Source organism: Pseudoxanthomonas sp. GM95 (assembly GCF_900109775.1).
Classification (GTDB): Bacteria; Pseudomonadota; Gammaproteobacteria; order Xanthomonadales; family Xanthomonadaceae; genus Pseudoxanthomonas_A.
Genome location: NZ_FOAX01000001.1, coordinates 1,045,731 through 1,060,826, shown reverse-complemented (window position 1 = coordinate 1,060,826; position 15,096 = coordinate 1,045,731). Strand labels below are relative to the sequence as shown.

The 15,096-nt window shown below is 68.7% G+C and carries 13 protein-coding genes; 2 read left to right on the top strand and 11 right to left on the bottom strand.

The annotated features are described in order from the left end of the window. Position 1: 1 nt before the first annotated feature. The 11 genes from BMZ17_RS05020 to prmB all read right to left on the bottom strand — a co-directional run bounded on the left by BMZ17_RS05020 (position 2) and on the right by prmB (position 13,452). Positions 2-2,011, bottom strand: a complete 2,010-nt coding sequence (locus BMZ17_RS05020) for a flotillin family protein (protein WP_093136697.1) — start codon at positions 2,009-2,011, stop codon at positions 2-4. Between the two features lie 13 nt (positions 2,012-2,024). Further along, positions 2,025-2,699: a hypothetical protein gene (locus BMZ17_RS05015; RefSeq protein ID WP_093136695.1), complete on the bottom strand. Its 675-nt coding sequence runs from the start codon at positions 2,697-2,699 to the stop codon at positions 2,025-2,027. A 227-nt stretch (positions 2,700-2,926) separates the two neighbouring features. Continuing rightward, on the bottom strand, positions 2,927-4,678 hold the full coding sequence (locus BMZ17_RS05010) for a glucan ABC transporter ATP-binding protein/ permease (RefSeq protein ID WP_093136693.1): 1,752 nt from the start codon (positions 4,676-4,678) through the stop codon (positions 2,927-2,929). A gap of 52 nt (positions 4,679-4,730) precedes the next feature. Continuing rightward, on the bottom strand, positions 4,731-5,768 hold the full coding sequence (locus BMZ17_RS05005; protein ID WP_093136691.1) for an isopenicillin N synthase family dioxygenase: 1,038 nt from the start codon (positions 5,766-5,768) through the stop codon (positions 4,731-4,733). Beyond that, positions 5,761-6,399, bottom strand: a complete 639-nt coding sequence (locus tag BMZ17_RS05000) for a phosphoribosylanthranilate isomerase (protein WP_093136689.1) — start codon at positions 6,397-6,399, stop codon at positions 5,761-5,763. The genes BMZ17_RS05005 and BMZ17_RS05000 overlap by 8 nt, the downstream gene beginning before the upstream one ends. Positions 6,400-6,469: 70 nt before the next feature. After that, positions 6,470-7,261 (bottom strand): tRNA pseudouridine(38-40) synthase TruA, encoded by a 792-nt coding sequence (gene truA, locus BMZ17_RS04995; RefSeq protein WP_093136687.1) that lies wholly within the window; start codon positions 7,259-7,261, stop codon positions 6,470-6,472. 24 nt (positions 7,262-7,285) lie between these two features. Then, the gene (locus BMZ17_RS04990) at positions 7,286-9,202 is read right to left on the bottom strand and encodes a motility hub landmark protein FimV (protein WP_093136685.1); all 1,917 of its coding nucleotides are present in this window, start codon (positions 9,200-9,202) and stop codon (positions 7,286-7,288) included. A gap of 31 nt (positions 9,203-9,233) precedes the next feature. After that, positions 9,234-10,262, bottom strand: coding sequence for an aspartate-semialdehyde dehydrogenase (locus tag BMZ17_RS04985; protein ID WP_093136683.1), 1,029 nt, complete (start codon positions 10,260-10,262; stop codon positions 9,234-9,236). Positions 10,263-10,362: 100 nt separating this feature from the next. Then, entirely contained in the window at positions 10,363-11,430 is a 1,068-nt protein-coding gene (locus BMZ17_RS04980) for a 2-hydroxyacid dehydrogenase (RefSeq protein WP_093136682.1), read from the bottom strand. Beyond that, entirely contained in the window at positions 11,423-12,526 is a 1,104-nt protein-coding gene (gene aroC / locus BMZ17_RS04975) for a chorismate synthase (RefSeq protein WP_093136680.1), read from the bottom strand. Before aroC ends, BMZ17_RS04980 begins: the two co-directional genes overlap by 8 nt. Next, entirely contained in the window at positions 12,523-13,452 is a 930-nt protein-coding gene (gene prmB, locus BMZ17_RS04970; RefSeq protein ID WP_093136678.1) for a 50S ribosomal protein L3 N(5)-glutamine methyltransferase, read from the bottom strand. Before prmB ends, aroC begins: the two co-directional genes overlap by 4 nt. An 82-nt stretch (positions 13,453-13,534) precedes the next feature. Between prmB and BMZ17_RS04965 the strand changes: the two genes are divergently transcribed. Beyond that, positions 13,535-14,188, top strand: a complete 654-nt coding sequence (locus BMZ17_RS04965) for an SCO family protein (RefSeq protein WP_093136676.1) — start codon at positions 13,535-13,537, stop codon at positions 14,186-14,188. Next, positions 14,185-15,027 carry an archaetidylserine decarboxylase gene (gene asd / locus BMZ17_RS04960; RefSeq protein WP_093136674.1) on the top strand — a complete coding sequence of 281 codons (843 nt, stop codon included), beginning with the start codon at positions 14,185-14,187 and terminating at the stop codon, positions 15,025-15,027. Before BMZ17_RS04965 ends, asd begins: the two co-directional genes overlap by 4 nt. Positions 15,028-15,096 lie beyond the last annotated feature (69 nt).

Below are 15,096 nucleotides of genomic sequence, written 5' to 3'. Positions count from 1 at the left end.
CTCAGACCTCGCCGGTCGCCGGCAGGCCCGCGCCGTTGGTGCTGCCATCGGTGAGCTGACGCGCCCTGGGCTCGCTGCGGTTCACGCCCAGGTAGCGCTGCATCAGGTCCTGCACGATCGGGCTCTTGTCGGCCAGGCCTTCGATCGACTTGCCCAGCGACACGGCCTTGATCAGGTTGTCGAACATGCCGCCGTCGCCGCCGACCAGGTCGATGTCGGCGTTGCGCAGCGCGGTGGCGATGACCTCGGCGTTTTCCTTGGACACTTCCTTGCCCGCTTCGATCGAGGCCAGCGCCTGGGTCAGGTTGGTGTCCAGCATCATGCGGAACTCCTCGTGGCCGCGCGCGGTGTCGCTGAGCGAGCCGATCGCCTCGAACTTCTGGGTCAGGCCCTGCGCCTCGGCGAACAGCTTCTTCTCCACCACCGTCGCCTCGGCCAGGCCGATCGACTCGGCGGCGCTGGCCTTGGCCTTGCCCATCTGTTCCTCGCCCTGGGCCTTGGCCTGCAGGGTCTCGGCCAGCACACGGGCGTCGTTGCTGCCCTGCTTGAGGCTGGCGTCGGCCTTGGCCTCGATCACGCGGGCTTCGGCCACGCCGACCTTTTCGATCGCCAGCGCGGACGCTTCCTTGACCTGCGCGTCGGCCAGGCCGGGCGCGGCCTTTTCCGCGCGGATGCCTTCGGCCAACACTTTCTTGGCCTCGGCCTGGCGGCCGGCAGCCTCGAACTCGGCCTGGGCCAGCGTGGTCAGTTCGACCGCGCGGTGCTTGGCCGAGGTCTCGCGCGCCTGCGCATCCTTGACCTGGCGGACCATCGCTTCCTGCGCCTTGGCCTCGGCATCGAGGATGGTGATCTGCTTCTGGCGGTCGGCCTCGGAGACCTCGCGCACTTCCTTGATGCGCTCCTCTTCCTGGGCCACGGTCTTGTCGATGGCGATGCGTTCGCGGGTGATGTTGGCCACGTCCATCTTGCCGTTCTCCACCACCTTGTCGCGCTCCACACCCTGCAACTGGACCTCGCGATCGGTGGTGACCTGCTCCAGCGCCTTGGCGCGCGCCACGCGCTCGGCTTCGATGGCCACGGCGCGCTGGCGGTTCTGCTCGGCGACCTCGACCTCGCGCAGGCGGTTCTGCTCGCGGATGTCGATCAGCTCCTGTGCCTCGATGCGCGCGTTCTCGGCCAGCTGGCGCTGCTCTTCCTGCACCTTGAGGGTTTCGGCCTCCTCGCGGGCACGGATGGTTTCCACCTCGCGCTTCTGGCGGGCCTCGGCCTCGGCCTGCTGGCGTTCCAGCGCCAGCAGCGCCTCGCGCGCCTCGACGTTCTTCTTGGTGATGGCCAGCTTGGCGTTCTGCTCCAGCTCGTTGGTCACCACGTTCTGGGCGGCGGTGAGCTGGGTGATCTTGCGGATGCCCTCGGCGTCCAGGATGTTGTACGGATCAAGCACCGACTTGGGCGTCTGCTCCAGGTAATCGATCGCCACGTCTTCCAGCGCATAGCCGTTGAGGTCATTGCCGATCACCGACACGATCTCGTCGCGGAATTCCTGGCGCTTCTCGAACAGCTCGGTGAAGTCGAACTTCTTGCCGACGGTCTTGAGCGCTTCGGAGAATTTGGCGTTGAACAGCTCGTCCACCGCATCCTTGTCTGAGGCGCGGTCGGCACCGATGGCCTTGGCCACACGCAGCACGTCGGCCTGGGTTTCGTTGACGCGCAGGTAGAACGCCACGGCGATGTCAGCGCGCATGTTGTCCTTGCAGATCAGGCCCTCCTTGCCGCGGCGGTCCACCTGCAGGGTGATCAGGCTGATCTGCATCTGCTCGGCGCGGTACAGCACCGGGATGATCAACGCACCGGTGAAGTGCACCTTCGGCGTGGCGCTCATGTCGTTGACGATCAGGGCCACGCCCTGGTCGACCTTGCGATAGAAAGCCTTGAACAGGCCGGCCACGCCCAGCATCAGCACCAGCAGGATGCCGACTCCAATCACGAACGGCGCAAGGGTGGCGAAACTCATCGGGCACTTCTCCTTAGGGCAAAAGACGCGGACCTGGCGCGGCGGGCAGCAGCGCTTCCTGTTCGCGGATGACGTGGTAAAGGTTGAGCGCGGCGTCGTAATCGACCAGCAGGACACGGTCGCCGCGAATGAGCGTGGTGCCGGGCGCGGTGCGCACCTGCAGGATCAGGCCGGCGCCGCCATCGTCGACGGTGGCGCGCCCGGTAGTGGTATCGGCATGCGGCGAGGCGATCACGCCGGCGCGGCCCAGAATCGAGGCCTGTTCGACCGGGCGCAGTTTCAGCAGCAGGCGGCGGATCGGCCGCAGCACCACCGCGCTGACGATCACGCCCGGCACCAGCGCCACGGCGGCCAGCACGCTGCCCAAGCCCCAGCGCACCGGCGCGGCGACGTTCTGCAAAAAGAGGAGATGCCCGAAATACGTGACGGTCCAGCCGAAGAAGGCCACCAGCGCCACCACCAGCATCACCGGCGCGCCGCCCAGGCCCAGCCGGGCGAACATGCCCGAGATGCCATGCGCATCGCCGCCGTGATGCAGCTCGCCGTGGTGGAAGCCGTCGCCGCCGTGCAGGCCATCGGCATCGACGATGCCCGTGGCGGCCAGCAGCCAGTACGCCACGGAAAAGCCCAGCACGATGCTGTACGGCAGCGTGGGCCAGTGCAACGCGACGGACAGAAACTCCAGCATTCCTTACGGCTCTCCTTGCCTGCGCTGGCCGTGGCCCTTGCACAGTTCCTCGTGCCTTCCCCTACGGCTTGCGCCGGTGCGCCTCCATGGCGCGACACGTTTGCCCGATTATTCCAGCTTGTGGCGCCGCGTGGGAAGCCGCGAGGCGCACGCTTTCGCGCCTGACATTCCGGTCTTGCCCCAGTGTTTGGCCGGAAACCGCCCTGCGGCGATCCCCGGCGCGGCCCTCAGCCCTCTTCCGCGTCGGCCACGAACTCGCCGCCCGCCGCCAGCCGCGCGAACAGGCCGCCCTGGGCCACCAGATCGTCGAAGCGGCCCTGCTCGACCACCTGCCCGTCCTGCATGACCAGGATCAGGTCGGCGTTGCGCACCGTGCTCAGGCGATGGGCGATGACGAAGGTGGTGCGGCCCTGGGTGAGCCGGTTGAGGGCGCGCTGGATGCGCGCCTCGGTGGCGTTGTCCAGTGCGCTGGTGGCTTCGTCCAGGATCAGGATCGGGGCGTCCTTCAGCATCGCCCGGGCGATCGACAGGCGCTGGCGCTCGCCGCCGGAGAGCGAGGTGCCGCGTTCGGCCACCAGCGTCGAATAGCCTTCCGGCTTGACCACCACGAAGTGATGCGCCTCGGCCGCGCGCGCGGCCTCCTCCATCTCGATTTCGCTGGCGTCGGGCTTGCCCACGCGCAGGTTGTCGGCCACCGAGCGGTACAGCAGGCCCGGGTCCTGGAACACCACCGCGATGTGCTGGCGCAGCGAAGTGAGGTTGACGCTGCGGATATCGATGCCGTCGATGGTGACGCGGCCGCGATCCGGGTCGTAGGCGCGATATAGCAGGCTCAGCGCGGTCGATTTTCCCGCGCCGGTCGGCCCGACCAGCGCCACCGTGCTGCCGGCCGCGGCGACGAAATCCAGCTGCCGCAGCGCCGGGTGCGAGGCGTCGTAGCCGAAGGACACGCCGTCGAAGCGCACTTCGCCGCGGATCGCGGCGGGCAATGACGGCGCCTTGGGGTCTTCCTTGACGGTGGCTTCGGTATCGAGCACGGCGAAGAAATCCGCCAGCGACGGGGTCTGGAAAAACAGCCCGGAGATGAATCCGGCAAAGGCCTCCAGCCGGCCGATCTGCAACAGCGCGAAATTGACGAAAGTGACGATCCCGCCGACCGTCACCTCGCCATTGGCGTTGAGCTGCGCGCCCAGCGCGAAGATCGCCACGATGGTCAGCGTCGAGGCCGCGCGGTTGGCCACCGACAGCCAGGCCCAGCCGCGCAGGACCGGGTACTGCGCATCCAGCACGCGCCGGGCCATGTCGCGGATCGCCTCAACTTCCGCCTGCAGGCGCGTGTAGACCTGCACCACCGGCACGTTGCCGAACACATCGCCCGCCCGCTCGGAAATCGCGCTGTGCAGCTGCTCCACCTGTCGCTGCGCGGCGTGGGTGCGGCGCATCGCGATGGCATTGAAGATGGCGAAGGTCGCCATCAGCCCGACCATCAGCAGGCCGAGCTTCCAGTTGATGGACATCGCCCACGGGATCACCAGCAGGATCGACAGCAGCGTGGTCAGGTGGTCGCGGAAGAATCCAAGCCACAGGCCAAACAGGTTGTTGCTGCCGGTGTGCATGATCCGCAGCAGCCGGCCGGTGTGGTGCTGGCCGTGATAGGACAGCGGCAGGCCGACCGCGTGTTCGAAGAACTGCGCCACCACCGCCAGCCGGCGTCGGTGCGCCAACCGATCGGCGAACAAGGAAACGAACACGCTGGCCACGATCCCGCCGAAGCCCACGCAGGTCCACAGGCCGATGTAATGCCAGGCGCTGCCGCCCTTGCCCTGCGCGGCCAGCGCATCGATCACCTTGCCGAACAGCACCGGCTCCAGGAAGGCCACGCCGGACAGCACCAGGTTGGCCAGCACCAGGGTCAGCGCAAGCCGCTTCTCGGGCGCCAGCAACTGCAGCACGCGTAGGTAGACACGCATCAGCGACATGCGTCGGAACTCCGTGTAGGGGCGACACCTGCGCAGTGTCGCGCGAAAGCGATCAACGCGGCGTGGCAGTCCGTGACGGCATCGACGATGCGCCATCGAGCAGATCGGCGTGATGCACGCGGGCCACGTCCGGATGCGAGCGCAGCCGGCCCTTCAAGGTATTGGCGCCGACATCGTGTAGCAGCGGATTGCCCGGATCGCGGGTATAGCCGCGGGCCTGCGCCGCCAATGCCGGCGGCAAGGTGAGCGCGGGAATGCGGCTGTCCAGCCGCGCGCCGAGGAAGAACGCTGCCGACAGCCGCGCCTGGCCGCTGGCCGGGCTGCGCACGCGATGCACGGCCGCCTTGAAGTAGCCGTCGGAGGCCAGCTCCAGCTGCTCGCCGATGTTGACCACGTAGCAGCCTGGCGTGGGTTGGGCATCGATCCAGGTGCCGTCGGCGGCTTCGACCTGCAGGCCGCCGACCGCATCCTGCGCGATCAGCGAGAGTAGTTCGCCATCCTTGTGTGCGCCGACGCCTTGGCCTTCGCTGGCCTGGGCGGGATAGCGAATCAGCTTCATCGTCCACCACGGACGTTCGCCGTACAGCGGCTGCAAGGCCTCGCGCGGCTGGCCGAGCGAGGCGACGCAGGCCCGCAGCACGCGTAGAAGCAGATATTCCATCGCCTGCTGCCACGCTTCCACCGCGGGACGAAAGCCCGGCAGCGCGGCCGGCCATTGGTTGGGGCCGTGCAGGCGCAGCGCGGGCGCGTCCTTTCTTGAAAGTGGACGCGCAGGTTCCTCGCGGCCGAAGTCGATCTGTTCACGCCAGTCGGCGCGGCCGCGGGTCAGTTCGGCGCCCATCTGCGTATAGCCGCGGAACTGCGGCGAGTGCAGCATCGCGATGGCGCGCTTTTCGTCCTCCGGCAGTGCGAACAAAGCTTCGGCTTGTGCACGAAGCGCGATATCGCAGGCTGCTGGCACGCCGTGGCCAGTGAGCTGGAAGAAGCCATAACGATGCGCCGCCTCGCGCAAGGCGATCAGGGCCATTTCGCGCCCCGGCGCACCCGGCGCCAGCGCGGCCAGGTCGATGACCGGCAGCTGCTCAGCCATCGGCGGCGCGCACAGCCGCGACGAACTGGCGCATCGCGTGGTGGTCCTTTTCCCCCGGCGCCGACTCGACGCCGCTGGAGACATCCACGCCCCACGGGCGCGCGGCCGTCACCGCCGCGCCCACGGTCGCCGCAGTCAGGCCGCCGGCCAGCATGCAGGGCTTTGCCACGTCTCGCGGATAGCGCGCCCAGTCGAAGCTCTTGCCGCTGCCGCCTGCCCCGCCCGGCACATGACTGTCCAGCACGAAGCCCCAGGCCGACGGGAATGCCGCCATCGCCGCCTCGGCACTGAGCGCGCCGCCCATCGGCAGTGCCTTGAGGAACGGCAAACCAAAGCCCGCGCAGAACGCGTCGTCCTCGCCGCCGTGGAACTGCAGCAGGTCCGGCTGCACCTGCGCGGCGATCGCAGCGATTTCGTCGGTCGGTTGATCCATCACCAGCGCGACCGCGCCGATGGTGTCGGGAATGAGCGCGCGCAGGTCGCGCGCCGCTTCGATGGTGAGCTGGCGCGGGCTGCGCGCGAAGATCAGGCCGATGTAGTCCACGCCCAGCTCCACCGCCAGGCGTACGTCCTGGGGGCGGGTCATGCCGCAGAATTTGATCCGGGTATGCATGGCGGCCTTGCTCGACATCGAAGCGCCCAGTCTAAGCGCCTGCCGCGGCGCGCCCCTGCAACACCGCTTTCCGCACGCAGGCCCGCGCTCAGCCGGGCAAGGTCACTTCGGCCGGCAGGCCCCATTCCGGCGGATACAGCGGCCCGACGAACACCAGCCCCTGCGGCGACGCGGTTGGCCCGGCCACGGTGCGATCGCGGCCTGCGAGCAGCTGCGCGATCCAGGCTTCCGGCTTTTCGCCGCGTCCCACCATCAGCAGCGAGCCGACGATGTTGCGCACCATGTGGTGCAGGAACGCATTGGCCTGCACTTCCACGGTGACCTGCTCGCCCTGGCGGGTGATGCGGATCGACTGCAGCTCGCGCATCGGATGCCGCGCCTGGCAGTGCACGGTGCGGAACGCGGAAAAATCGTTCTCGCCCAGCAGCGCCTGCGCGGCGCGATGCATGGCCTCGGTATCCAGCGGCAGGCGTTCCCACGACAGGAGCTGCCGGCCCAGCGCCGGGCGCACCGCGCGGTTGACCAGCACGTAGCGATAGCGGCGCGCACGCGCGGAAAAGCGCGCGTTGAAGTCATCGGCGACCGGCTGGCACCAGCGCACGCAGATCGCGGGCGGCAGGTTGGCGCTGGCGCCCAGCGCCCAGCCGCGCGGCGCGCGCACGGCCTCGGTATCGAAATGCACGACCTGGCATTGCCCGTGCACGCCGGCGTCGGTGCGACCGGCGCAAACGGTATCGACAGGCAGGTTGGCGACGGTCGAGAGCGCGGCTTCCAGGGCCGACTGCACGGTCGGCGTAAGCACCGGCGCACCGGCCTTCTCAAGCCGCTGCCACCCCTGGAATTCGCTGCCGTCGTATTCGACGCCCAGCGCGTAACGCATGCGCAAACTCCTCTGCGACGCGGCTCAGCCGAGCTCGCGCAGCAGTTTCGAGGCCTCGTCGCGCGCCTGCGCGTCGTCGCCGGCCGCCACCTGCTGCAGCAGCGAACGGGCCGCGTCCGTGTCGCCCAGGTCGAGGTAGGCCAGCGCCAGCTCCAGGCGCTCGCGACCACCGGCCGAAGGCGCGATGGCCGGGACCGGATCGATCATGGCCGCGGTGGGCGCGGCGCGGGGGATCGGGGCCGGCGTCGGCGCCAAGGTCGCGGTTGGGCTGACCGACGGCACGGCGCGGGTGGAGATCGGATGCGGGCCATCGACGGTATGCCAGGTCGGCTTGGCGGTCGGGCTCATCCAGGCCGGCGAGCTCGGCGACACCGCCGGCTCGACCTTGCCCGGGCGCGATTCGCCCGACACATAGACCGGCGTGTAGCGCGGCAGCTCGGGCTCGGCAAGCGGGCCCGGCACGACCGGCGCGTCGAACACCGGCTCCGGCTCGGCCGCGGTGAACGGGGCCGGCACTTCGCCTTCTTCCACCACCGGCGGCGCGGCCAGCGTGCCCTTGAAGACCGGCGGCTTGGGCGTGCCGCGGTTGCGCCGCGCCAGCACCCAGGCCAGCAGGCCCACGACCACCAGCACCACGCCCATCCACAGCCAGGCCGGGACGCCGGGTTGACCGCTCTGCACGTCGCCCAGGCGCTTCTGCGCCGCGGCCAGGTCGCTGTCCTTCATCGCGATCAGCTTGGCCTGCTGGGCCTTGAGCTTTTCCAGTTCGGCGACCTGCGTCTTCAGTTCCTGGACCTCGGCGCTGCGCGCGGCCAGGTCTTCCTTGGTCTGACGCAGTTGTTCGTTTGCCAGCATGTCGCCCTCGCCTCCGGCCTCGGTGCCGGATGTCGTTCCAGACCGCTGGGCGACGTTGGCCGCCGGCGGTGCGATTTCCAGACGTGCGTCGGCCACGCTCGGCGCCGGCTTGGCCAGCGGCACGGGCGCAGCAGCCGGCGTCGCGGCGGCCGGCTGTGGCACCGGCGCGCGCGCCTGGCGCCAGTCGGCCACCTGCTTGCGCACCATGGCCGCGGCTTCGGTCGCGGCCAGGCCGTTGACCTCGCGCGCCTGCGGCACGCGCAGCACCGCGCCGGTGCGCAGACGGTTGATGTTGTTGCCGACGAAGGCCTCGGGATTGGCCTGCAACAGCGCGATCATCGCCTGGTCCAGCGTGCCGCCCTGCTGGACGCTACGGGCGAGCTGCGACAGCGACTGCCCGCGTTGCACGGTGAGCGTGTCTGCCGGTGCAGGCACGGCGACCGGCGTGGGCGCCGGTTCCGGTGCGCGCGGCACAGGCGGCGGCGTGACGGCCACCGCGCTCGGCGCCGGACGCTCCGCAGGCGGTGCGGGCGCGGGTGTCGGAGCAGGCGCAGGTGGCGGCGCAGGCGTTTCGTCCACCGGGGCCGGCAGCGGTTCGCTGCGGGCGATCTGGTTGGACGGCGCCGGTGCCGGCGCTTCGATCTGTGGCTGTCCGGCCGCGGCCACCGCACCGGGTGCGCCGACCAGGGCCGAGTATTCGCGGACCAGGCGCCCCTGGCCCCAGTCCACTTCAATCAGGAAGTTCACCGCCGGTGTTTCCACCGGGCCCGGGCTGGTGACCCGGATCACCGGCTTGCCGTCGTCGGACATCGCCACGGCGAAGTCCAGCTGGCTCACCAGCCCGCTCGGCCGCTGCAGGCCGACGCGTTCGAAGATCACCGGCGAAGCCAGCCGCGCGCGCAGCTGTTCCAGTTCGCCCGGCTCGCTGGAGATGACCGGGATCTCGGCCACCAATGGCTGCCCGGGCTGCGATTTGACCCGGATCTCGCCCAACCCCAAGGCCAGCGCAGCCTGGCTGGCCGCCAGCAAGGCGACCGCCAGTGAACCCTGCGCGGCGGTTTTCAAGAACGGCTGTCTCAAGGACATCCCCTGCGATTTCCCGCCGCGACTATAGCCGTTACCCGCCAGCGGCGACCAATTCGGCAAGCTGCACGGCGTTCAGCGCCGCGCCCTTGCGGATGTTGTCGGCGACCACCCACAGGTTGAGACCACGCGGATGCGAGAAGTCCTCGCGGATGCGACCGACGAACACCGGATCCTTGCCTGACGCATGCGTCACCGGCGTCGGATAGCCACCGGCCTCGTGCGTGTCGACCACTTCCACGCCTGGCGCGGTGGCCAGCAGTTCGCGCGCCTGTTCCGGGGTGATCTTCTTCTTGGTCTCGATGTTGACCGCTTCGGAATGGCCGAAGAACACCGGCACGCGCACCGCGGTCGGATTCACCAGGATGTTCTTGTCGCCCAGGATCTTCTGGGTCTCCCAGACCAGCTTCATCTCTTCCTTGGTGTAGCCGTTGGGCTGGAAGTCGTCGATGTGCGGGATCAGGTTGAAGGCGATCTGCACCGGGAAGCGCTGCGGATCGATGTCCTGGAACGCCAGCAGCTGCGCGGTCTGCTTGCCCAGCTCTTCCAGCGCCGAACGGCCGCCGCCGGACACCGACTGGTAGGTGGCGATGTTGACGCGCTCGATGCCGTATTCCTTGTGGATCGGCGCCAGCACCGGCATCAGCTGCATGGTCGAGCAGTTGGGGTTGGCGATGATGCCGCGCGGGCGGTGCTTGGCCGCTTCCGGGTTCACTTCGGACACCACCAGCGGCACGTCGTCGTCGTAGCGGAAGGCCGAGGAGTTATCGATCACCACCGCGCCGGCCGCGGCGAACTTGGGGCCGAATTCCTTGGAGATGCTGCCGCCGGCCGAGAACAGCGCGATGTGCACGCCGGTCGGGTCGAAGGTCGCCAGGTCCTGGATGATGACCTTGCGGCCGCGATAGTCGATCTCGCCGCCAGCCGAGCGCTCGGAGGCCAGCACCGACAGGGTGCCGACCGGGAAGTCGCGTTCGGCCAGGATCGACAGCATGGTCTCGCCGACGGCGCCGGTGGCGCCCACGACGGCGACGTGGAACGTGCGGGATGCGTTGTTGCTCATGAGGGAGTCTTCTTCGAAAGGGAGTTGGAAAGGGAACGCGCGGCACACGGGGCTTGGGTTCGGGGAACCTCTCGCTTGTGGTGTGCGCGCGGAAGGTTCCCTATCGTTTGGTCGTGGTGGTTTTGGTCGCGCCGTTTTTTTTCGCGCCCACGATCGCGCCGCCGGTATTGGCGGCAATGAGCGCGTCGGCGTTGAGCAGGCTCGGCGGATGGCCGGCATTGGGGCCGACGCCCATCGCGGCGATCAGGTTGTCCACGGCCAGCTGCACCATCGCCCGGCGCGTGGCCAGGCTGGCGCTGCCGATATGCGGAGTCAGCACGACGTTCTTCAGGGCCAGCAGCTCGGGACGGACCTTGGGCTCGCCTTCGAACACATCCAGCCCGGCACCGGCCAGGCGGCCGTTGGCCAGCGCATCGGCCAGCGCGACCTCGTCGATGATGCCGCCGCGGGCGATGTTCACCAGCGTGGCGGTGGGCTTCATCTTCGCCAGGGCGTCGGTATCGATCACATGGTGCGAGGCTGGCGTGTACGGCAGCACCAGCACCAGGTGGTCAGACGCAGCCAGAAGTTCATCGAAGCCGACGTAGGACGCACCGACGTCGGCTTCGACCTCGGGCGTGAGCTGCGAACGGTTGTGATAGACCACGCGCATGCCGAAGCCGCGCGCGCGTCGCGCAATGGCCTGGCCGATACGGCCCATGCCCAGAATGCCCAGCGTGCTGCCGTGCAGGTCCGCGCCCAGCAGCGTGGTGAACGACCAGGCGCCCCACTGCCCGTCGCGCAGGAAGGCTTCGGCTTCGGTGATCCGGCGCGCGGTGGCCATCAACAGGGCGAAGCCCAGGTCGGCCGTGGTTTCGGTCAGCACGTCGGGCGTGTTGGTCGCCGCGATCCCGGCCGCACTCAGCGCGTCCAGGTCCAGGTTGTTGTAACCGACGCCGACATTGGCGACCGCGCGCAGGTTGCGGGCGCTGGCGATCTCGGCCGCGCCGATGCGCTCGTTGAGCGTGACCAGCGCGCCATCCAGCGGCGCCAGGCACTCGGCCAGCTCATCGGAGGAATAGCTGCGGACCTGCGTCTCGCAGGTCAATTCGAAATGTTCGGCCAGCTGCGCGACGACATCGTCGAACAGGGGCTGACTGACCCAGACGCGTGGCTTGGACTCAGCCATCCACCTGCCCGGGAATGCGAGGAGTGACCACGCCGACATCGCCGCACTGCGCGCGATGGCGCAGCGCCTGGTCCATCAGCACCAGCGCGACCATCGCCTCGGCGATCGGGGTGGCGCGGATGCCCACGCACGGATCGTGGCGACCGGTGGTGATCACGTCGACGACGTTGCCGTCCACATCGACCGTGGCACCGGGCAGGCGCAGGCTGGAGGTGGGCTTGAGCACGATGGACGCGGTGACCGCCTGGCCGGTGGAGATGCCACCGAGGATGCCACCGGCGTGGTTGCTCAGGAACCCGTCGGGCGTGATCAGGTCGCGGTGCTCGGTGCCCTTCTGCATCGCGCTGGCGAAGCCGTCGCCGATCTCCACGCCCTTGACCGCATTGATGCTCATCAGCGCGGCGGCCAGGTCGCCATCGAGCTTGCCGTAGATCGGCTCGCCCCAGCCCGGTGGCACACCCTCGGCGACCACGTCCACGCGCGCGCCGACCGAATCGCCGGACTTGCGCAGCGCGTCCATGTAGGTCTCAAGGTCTTCGACCTGCGGCGCATGCGGCCAGAAGAACGGATTGTCTTCCACCGCGCTCCAGTCGAAGCCGGCCGGCTTGATCTCGCCCAGCTGCGACAGGAAACCGCGCACGGTCACGCCATAACGCTGCTGGAGCCACTTCTTGGCGATCACGCCGGCGGCCACGCGCATCGTCGTCTCGCGTGCGGACGAACGCCCGCCGCCGCGCGGATCGCGGATGCCGTACTTCTGCCAGTAGCTGTAGTCGGCGTGTCCCGGACGGAACTGCGCGGCGATGTTGGTGTAGTCCTTGCTGCGCTGGTCGGTGTTGCGGATCAGCAGGCCGATCGGCGTGCCGGTCGTGCGGCCTTCGTAGACGCCGGACAGGATCTCGATCTCGTCGGCCTCGCGCCGCGCCGAGGTGTGCCGGCTCTTGCCGGTCGCACGGCGCTGCAGGTCGTGGGCGAATTCGGCCGCATCCAGTTCCAGTCCCGGCGGGCAACCGTCGACCACGCACCCAATCGCCGGCCCGTGGGACTCGCCGAAGGTGGTGACGGTCAGCAGCTTGCCGAAACTGTTGGAACTCACGGCCGCTGTGCCGCCAGTTCGGTGATGCGCGCGCTATGCGCGATCAGCTCGCGGCATTCGACCGCGAAGATGCCCATCTGGCCGACCTTGAACTCGACCCAGGCGAAGTCCACTTCCGGGAGCAGCTTGATCAGGTGCTGCTCGGACTCGCCCACCTCGCAGATCAGCAGGCCGTCTTCGCTCAGGTGGATCGGCGCATCGCGCAGGATCTTCAGCACCAGGTCCAGGCCATCGTCGCCTGCGCGCAGGCCCAGCTCCGGCTCGTAGGAATACTCCTGCGGCAGCGCGTCGGTCTCGTCGTTGGTGACGTACGGCGGGTTGGTGACGATCAGGTCGTAATGGCGGCCGGAGAGGCCGTTGAACAGGTCGGACTTGACCAGCTCGACGTTGTCGGCGTGCAGGCGTGCCTTGTTCTCGGCGGCCAGGCTCAGCGCGTCATCGCTGATGTCCACGCCGTCAACCTGCCAGTCCGGGTTGTAGTGGCCCATCGCGATGGCGATGCAGCCCGAACCAGTGCACAGGTCCAGCGCATGCGAGACTTCGCGGCCGGCCAGCCACGGCTCGAAGCCGGACTCGATCAGCTCGGCGATCGGCGAGCGCGGCACCAGAGCGCGCTTGTCGGTCTTGAAGCTCAGGCCGGCGAACCAGGCCTCGCCAGTCAGGTAAGCCACCGGCACGCGCTCGGCCACGCGGCGCTCGATCAGCGCCAGGATGGCTTCTTTTTCTCCGCGCACCAGACGCGCCTGACCGTAGGCAGGGCCGATGTCCGGCGGCAGGTGCAACGTGTGCAGGACCAGCGCGGTGGCTTCGTCCAGCGCGTTGTCGTGGCTGTGGCCAAACGTCAACCCGGCCGCATTGAAGCGGCTGGCGCCGTAGCGGATCAGGTCGATGATGGTGTGCAGGGCGTCGGCTGCGTCGGCAGTCATGGACAACAACGGGTGAAGGCGGCCGCCGATTATAAAGGGACGGCCCGGTATCATGGTCCTTCGTTGCAGCGGAAACGGAAAAATGCCCAAACGCACCCTCGGCGTCGCGCTTTTGATTGCAATCGCCGCCCTCCTGGGCGTCCTGGCGGCCAACAAGCTGCTCGGCCCGTCCAAGGCCGGCAACGCCCGCTGGCCCGCCACCCAAGCCGTCACCCTGCTGCCCAACCCGCGGACGCTGCCGGAGTTCTCGCTGCGCCAGTCCGACGGCACCCAGCTCACGCCGGGCGAACTGCGCGGCCACTGGACGCTGGTGTTCCTGGGTTTCACCTACTGCCCGGACGTCTGCCCGACCACGCTGGCCCAGCTGGCCCAGGCGCAGCAGCAGTGGGCAGGCCTGCCGGACACGCTGCGCCCGCGCGTGCTGTTCGTTTCGGTCGATCCCGAGCGCGACACGCCGATGAAGGTCGGCGAATATGCGCACGCTTTCCACAAGGATTCGCTGGCCGCCACGGCCGACATCCCCACGCTCGAAGCCTTCGCCACCTCGCTGATGCTGGTGTTCGGCAAGGTGCCGGGCGAACACTTCAAAGAAAATCCGCAGGACTATTCGATGGACCATTCCGCACAGATCGTCGTGCTCGATCCGCAGGCCCGCCTGGCCGGCCTCATCCAGCCGCCCTTCAACCCGCAGCTGATCGGGCAGGACATGCTGAAGCTGACCGAGGCCAGCAAGTGAGCCTGGTCACCACCCTCACCTACGCGCTGCCACACCGGCTGCTGTCCTCGCTGGCGCGCAGACTGGCGTACTCGGACAACCCGGCGATCAAGCAGAAGATCATCGACACGGTCGTGGCCAAGTTCAACGTGAACCTGGCCGAAGCCGCGCAGCCCGATGCCACCGCTTATCCCACCTTCAATGCGTTCTTCACCCGCGCCCTGAAGCCCGGCGCGCGCACGCCCGACCCGGACCGGCGCAGCCTGGTCATGCCGGCCGATGGCCACATCAGCCAGTGCGGGCCGATCGAGTCGGGCCGCATCTTCCAGGCCAAGGGCAAGCACTTCACCGCCGCCGCCCTGCTGGGCAGCGAGGCCGACGCCGCGCCGTTCGAACACGGCAGCTACGCCACGGTCTACCTGTCGCCGCGCGACTACCACCGCGTGCATATGCCGTGGACCGGCACGTTGCGCGAAACCGTGCACGTGCCGGGTCGCCTCTTCAGCGTGGGCACCGACGCGGTGGCCAACGTGCAGGGCTTGTTCGCGCGCAACGAGCGACTGGTGTGCCACTTCGACACCGACTTCGGGCCGATGGCCTGCGTGATGGTCGGCGCGATGCTGGTCTCCGGCGTGGAAACGGTGTGGAGCGGCGTGGAAATCCCCGAGTACGCCACCAAGGTCACGCGCAAGGACTGGCGCGGCAAGGGCATCGTGCTGGAGCGCTTCGGCGAGATGGCGCGCTTCAACTACGGCTCGACCGTGATCGTGCTGCTGCCGCCGGGCGTGGCGGCACTGGCCTCCAATCTTGGCCCTGAAAAGCCGGTGCGCTTGGGTCAGCGACTGGCACTGCGCACCTGATCTTCAGCCAGATCGACGCGCGGGCATGACATTGCGGTCAGGCCCGCGCGTTCTTGCTGCCGCCTGGAC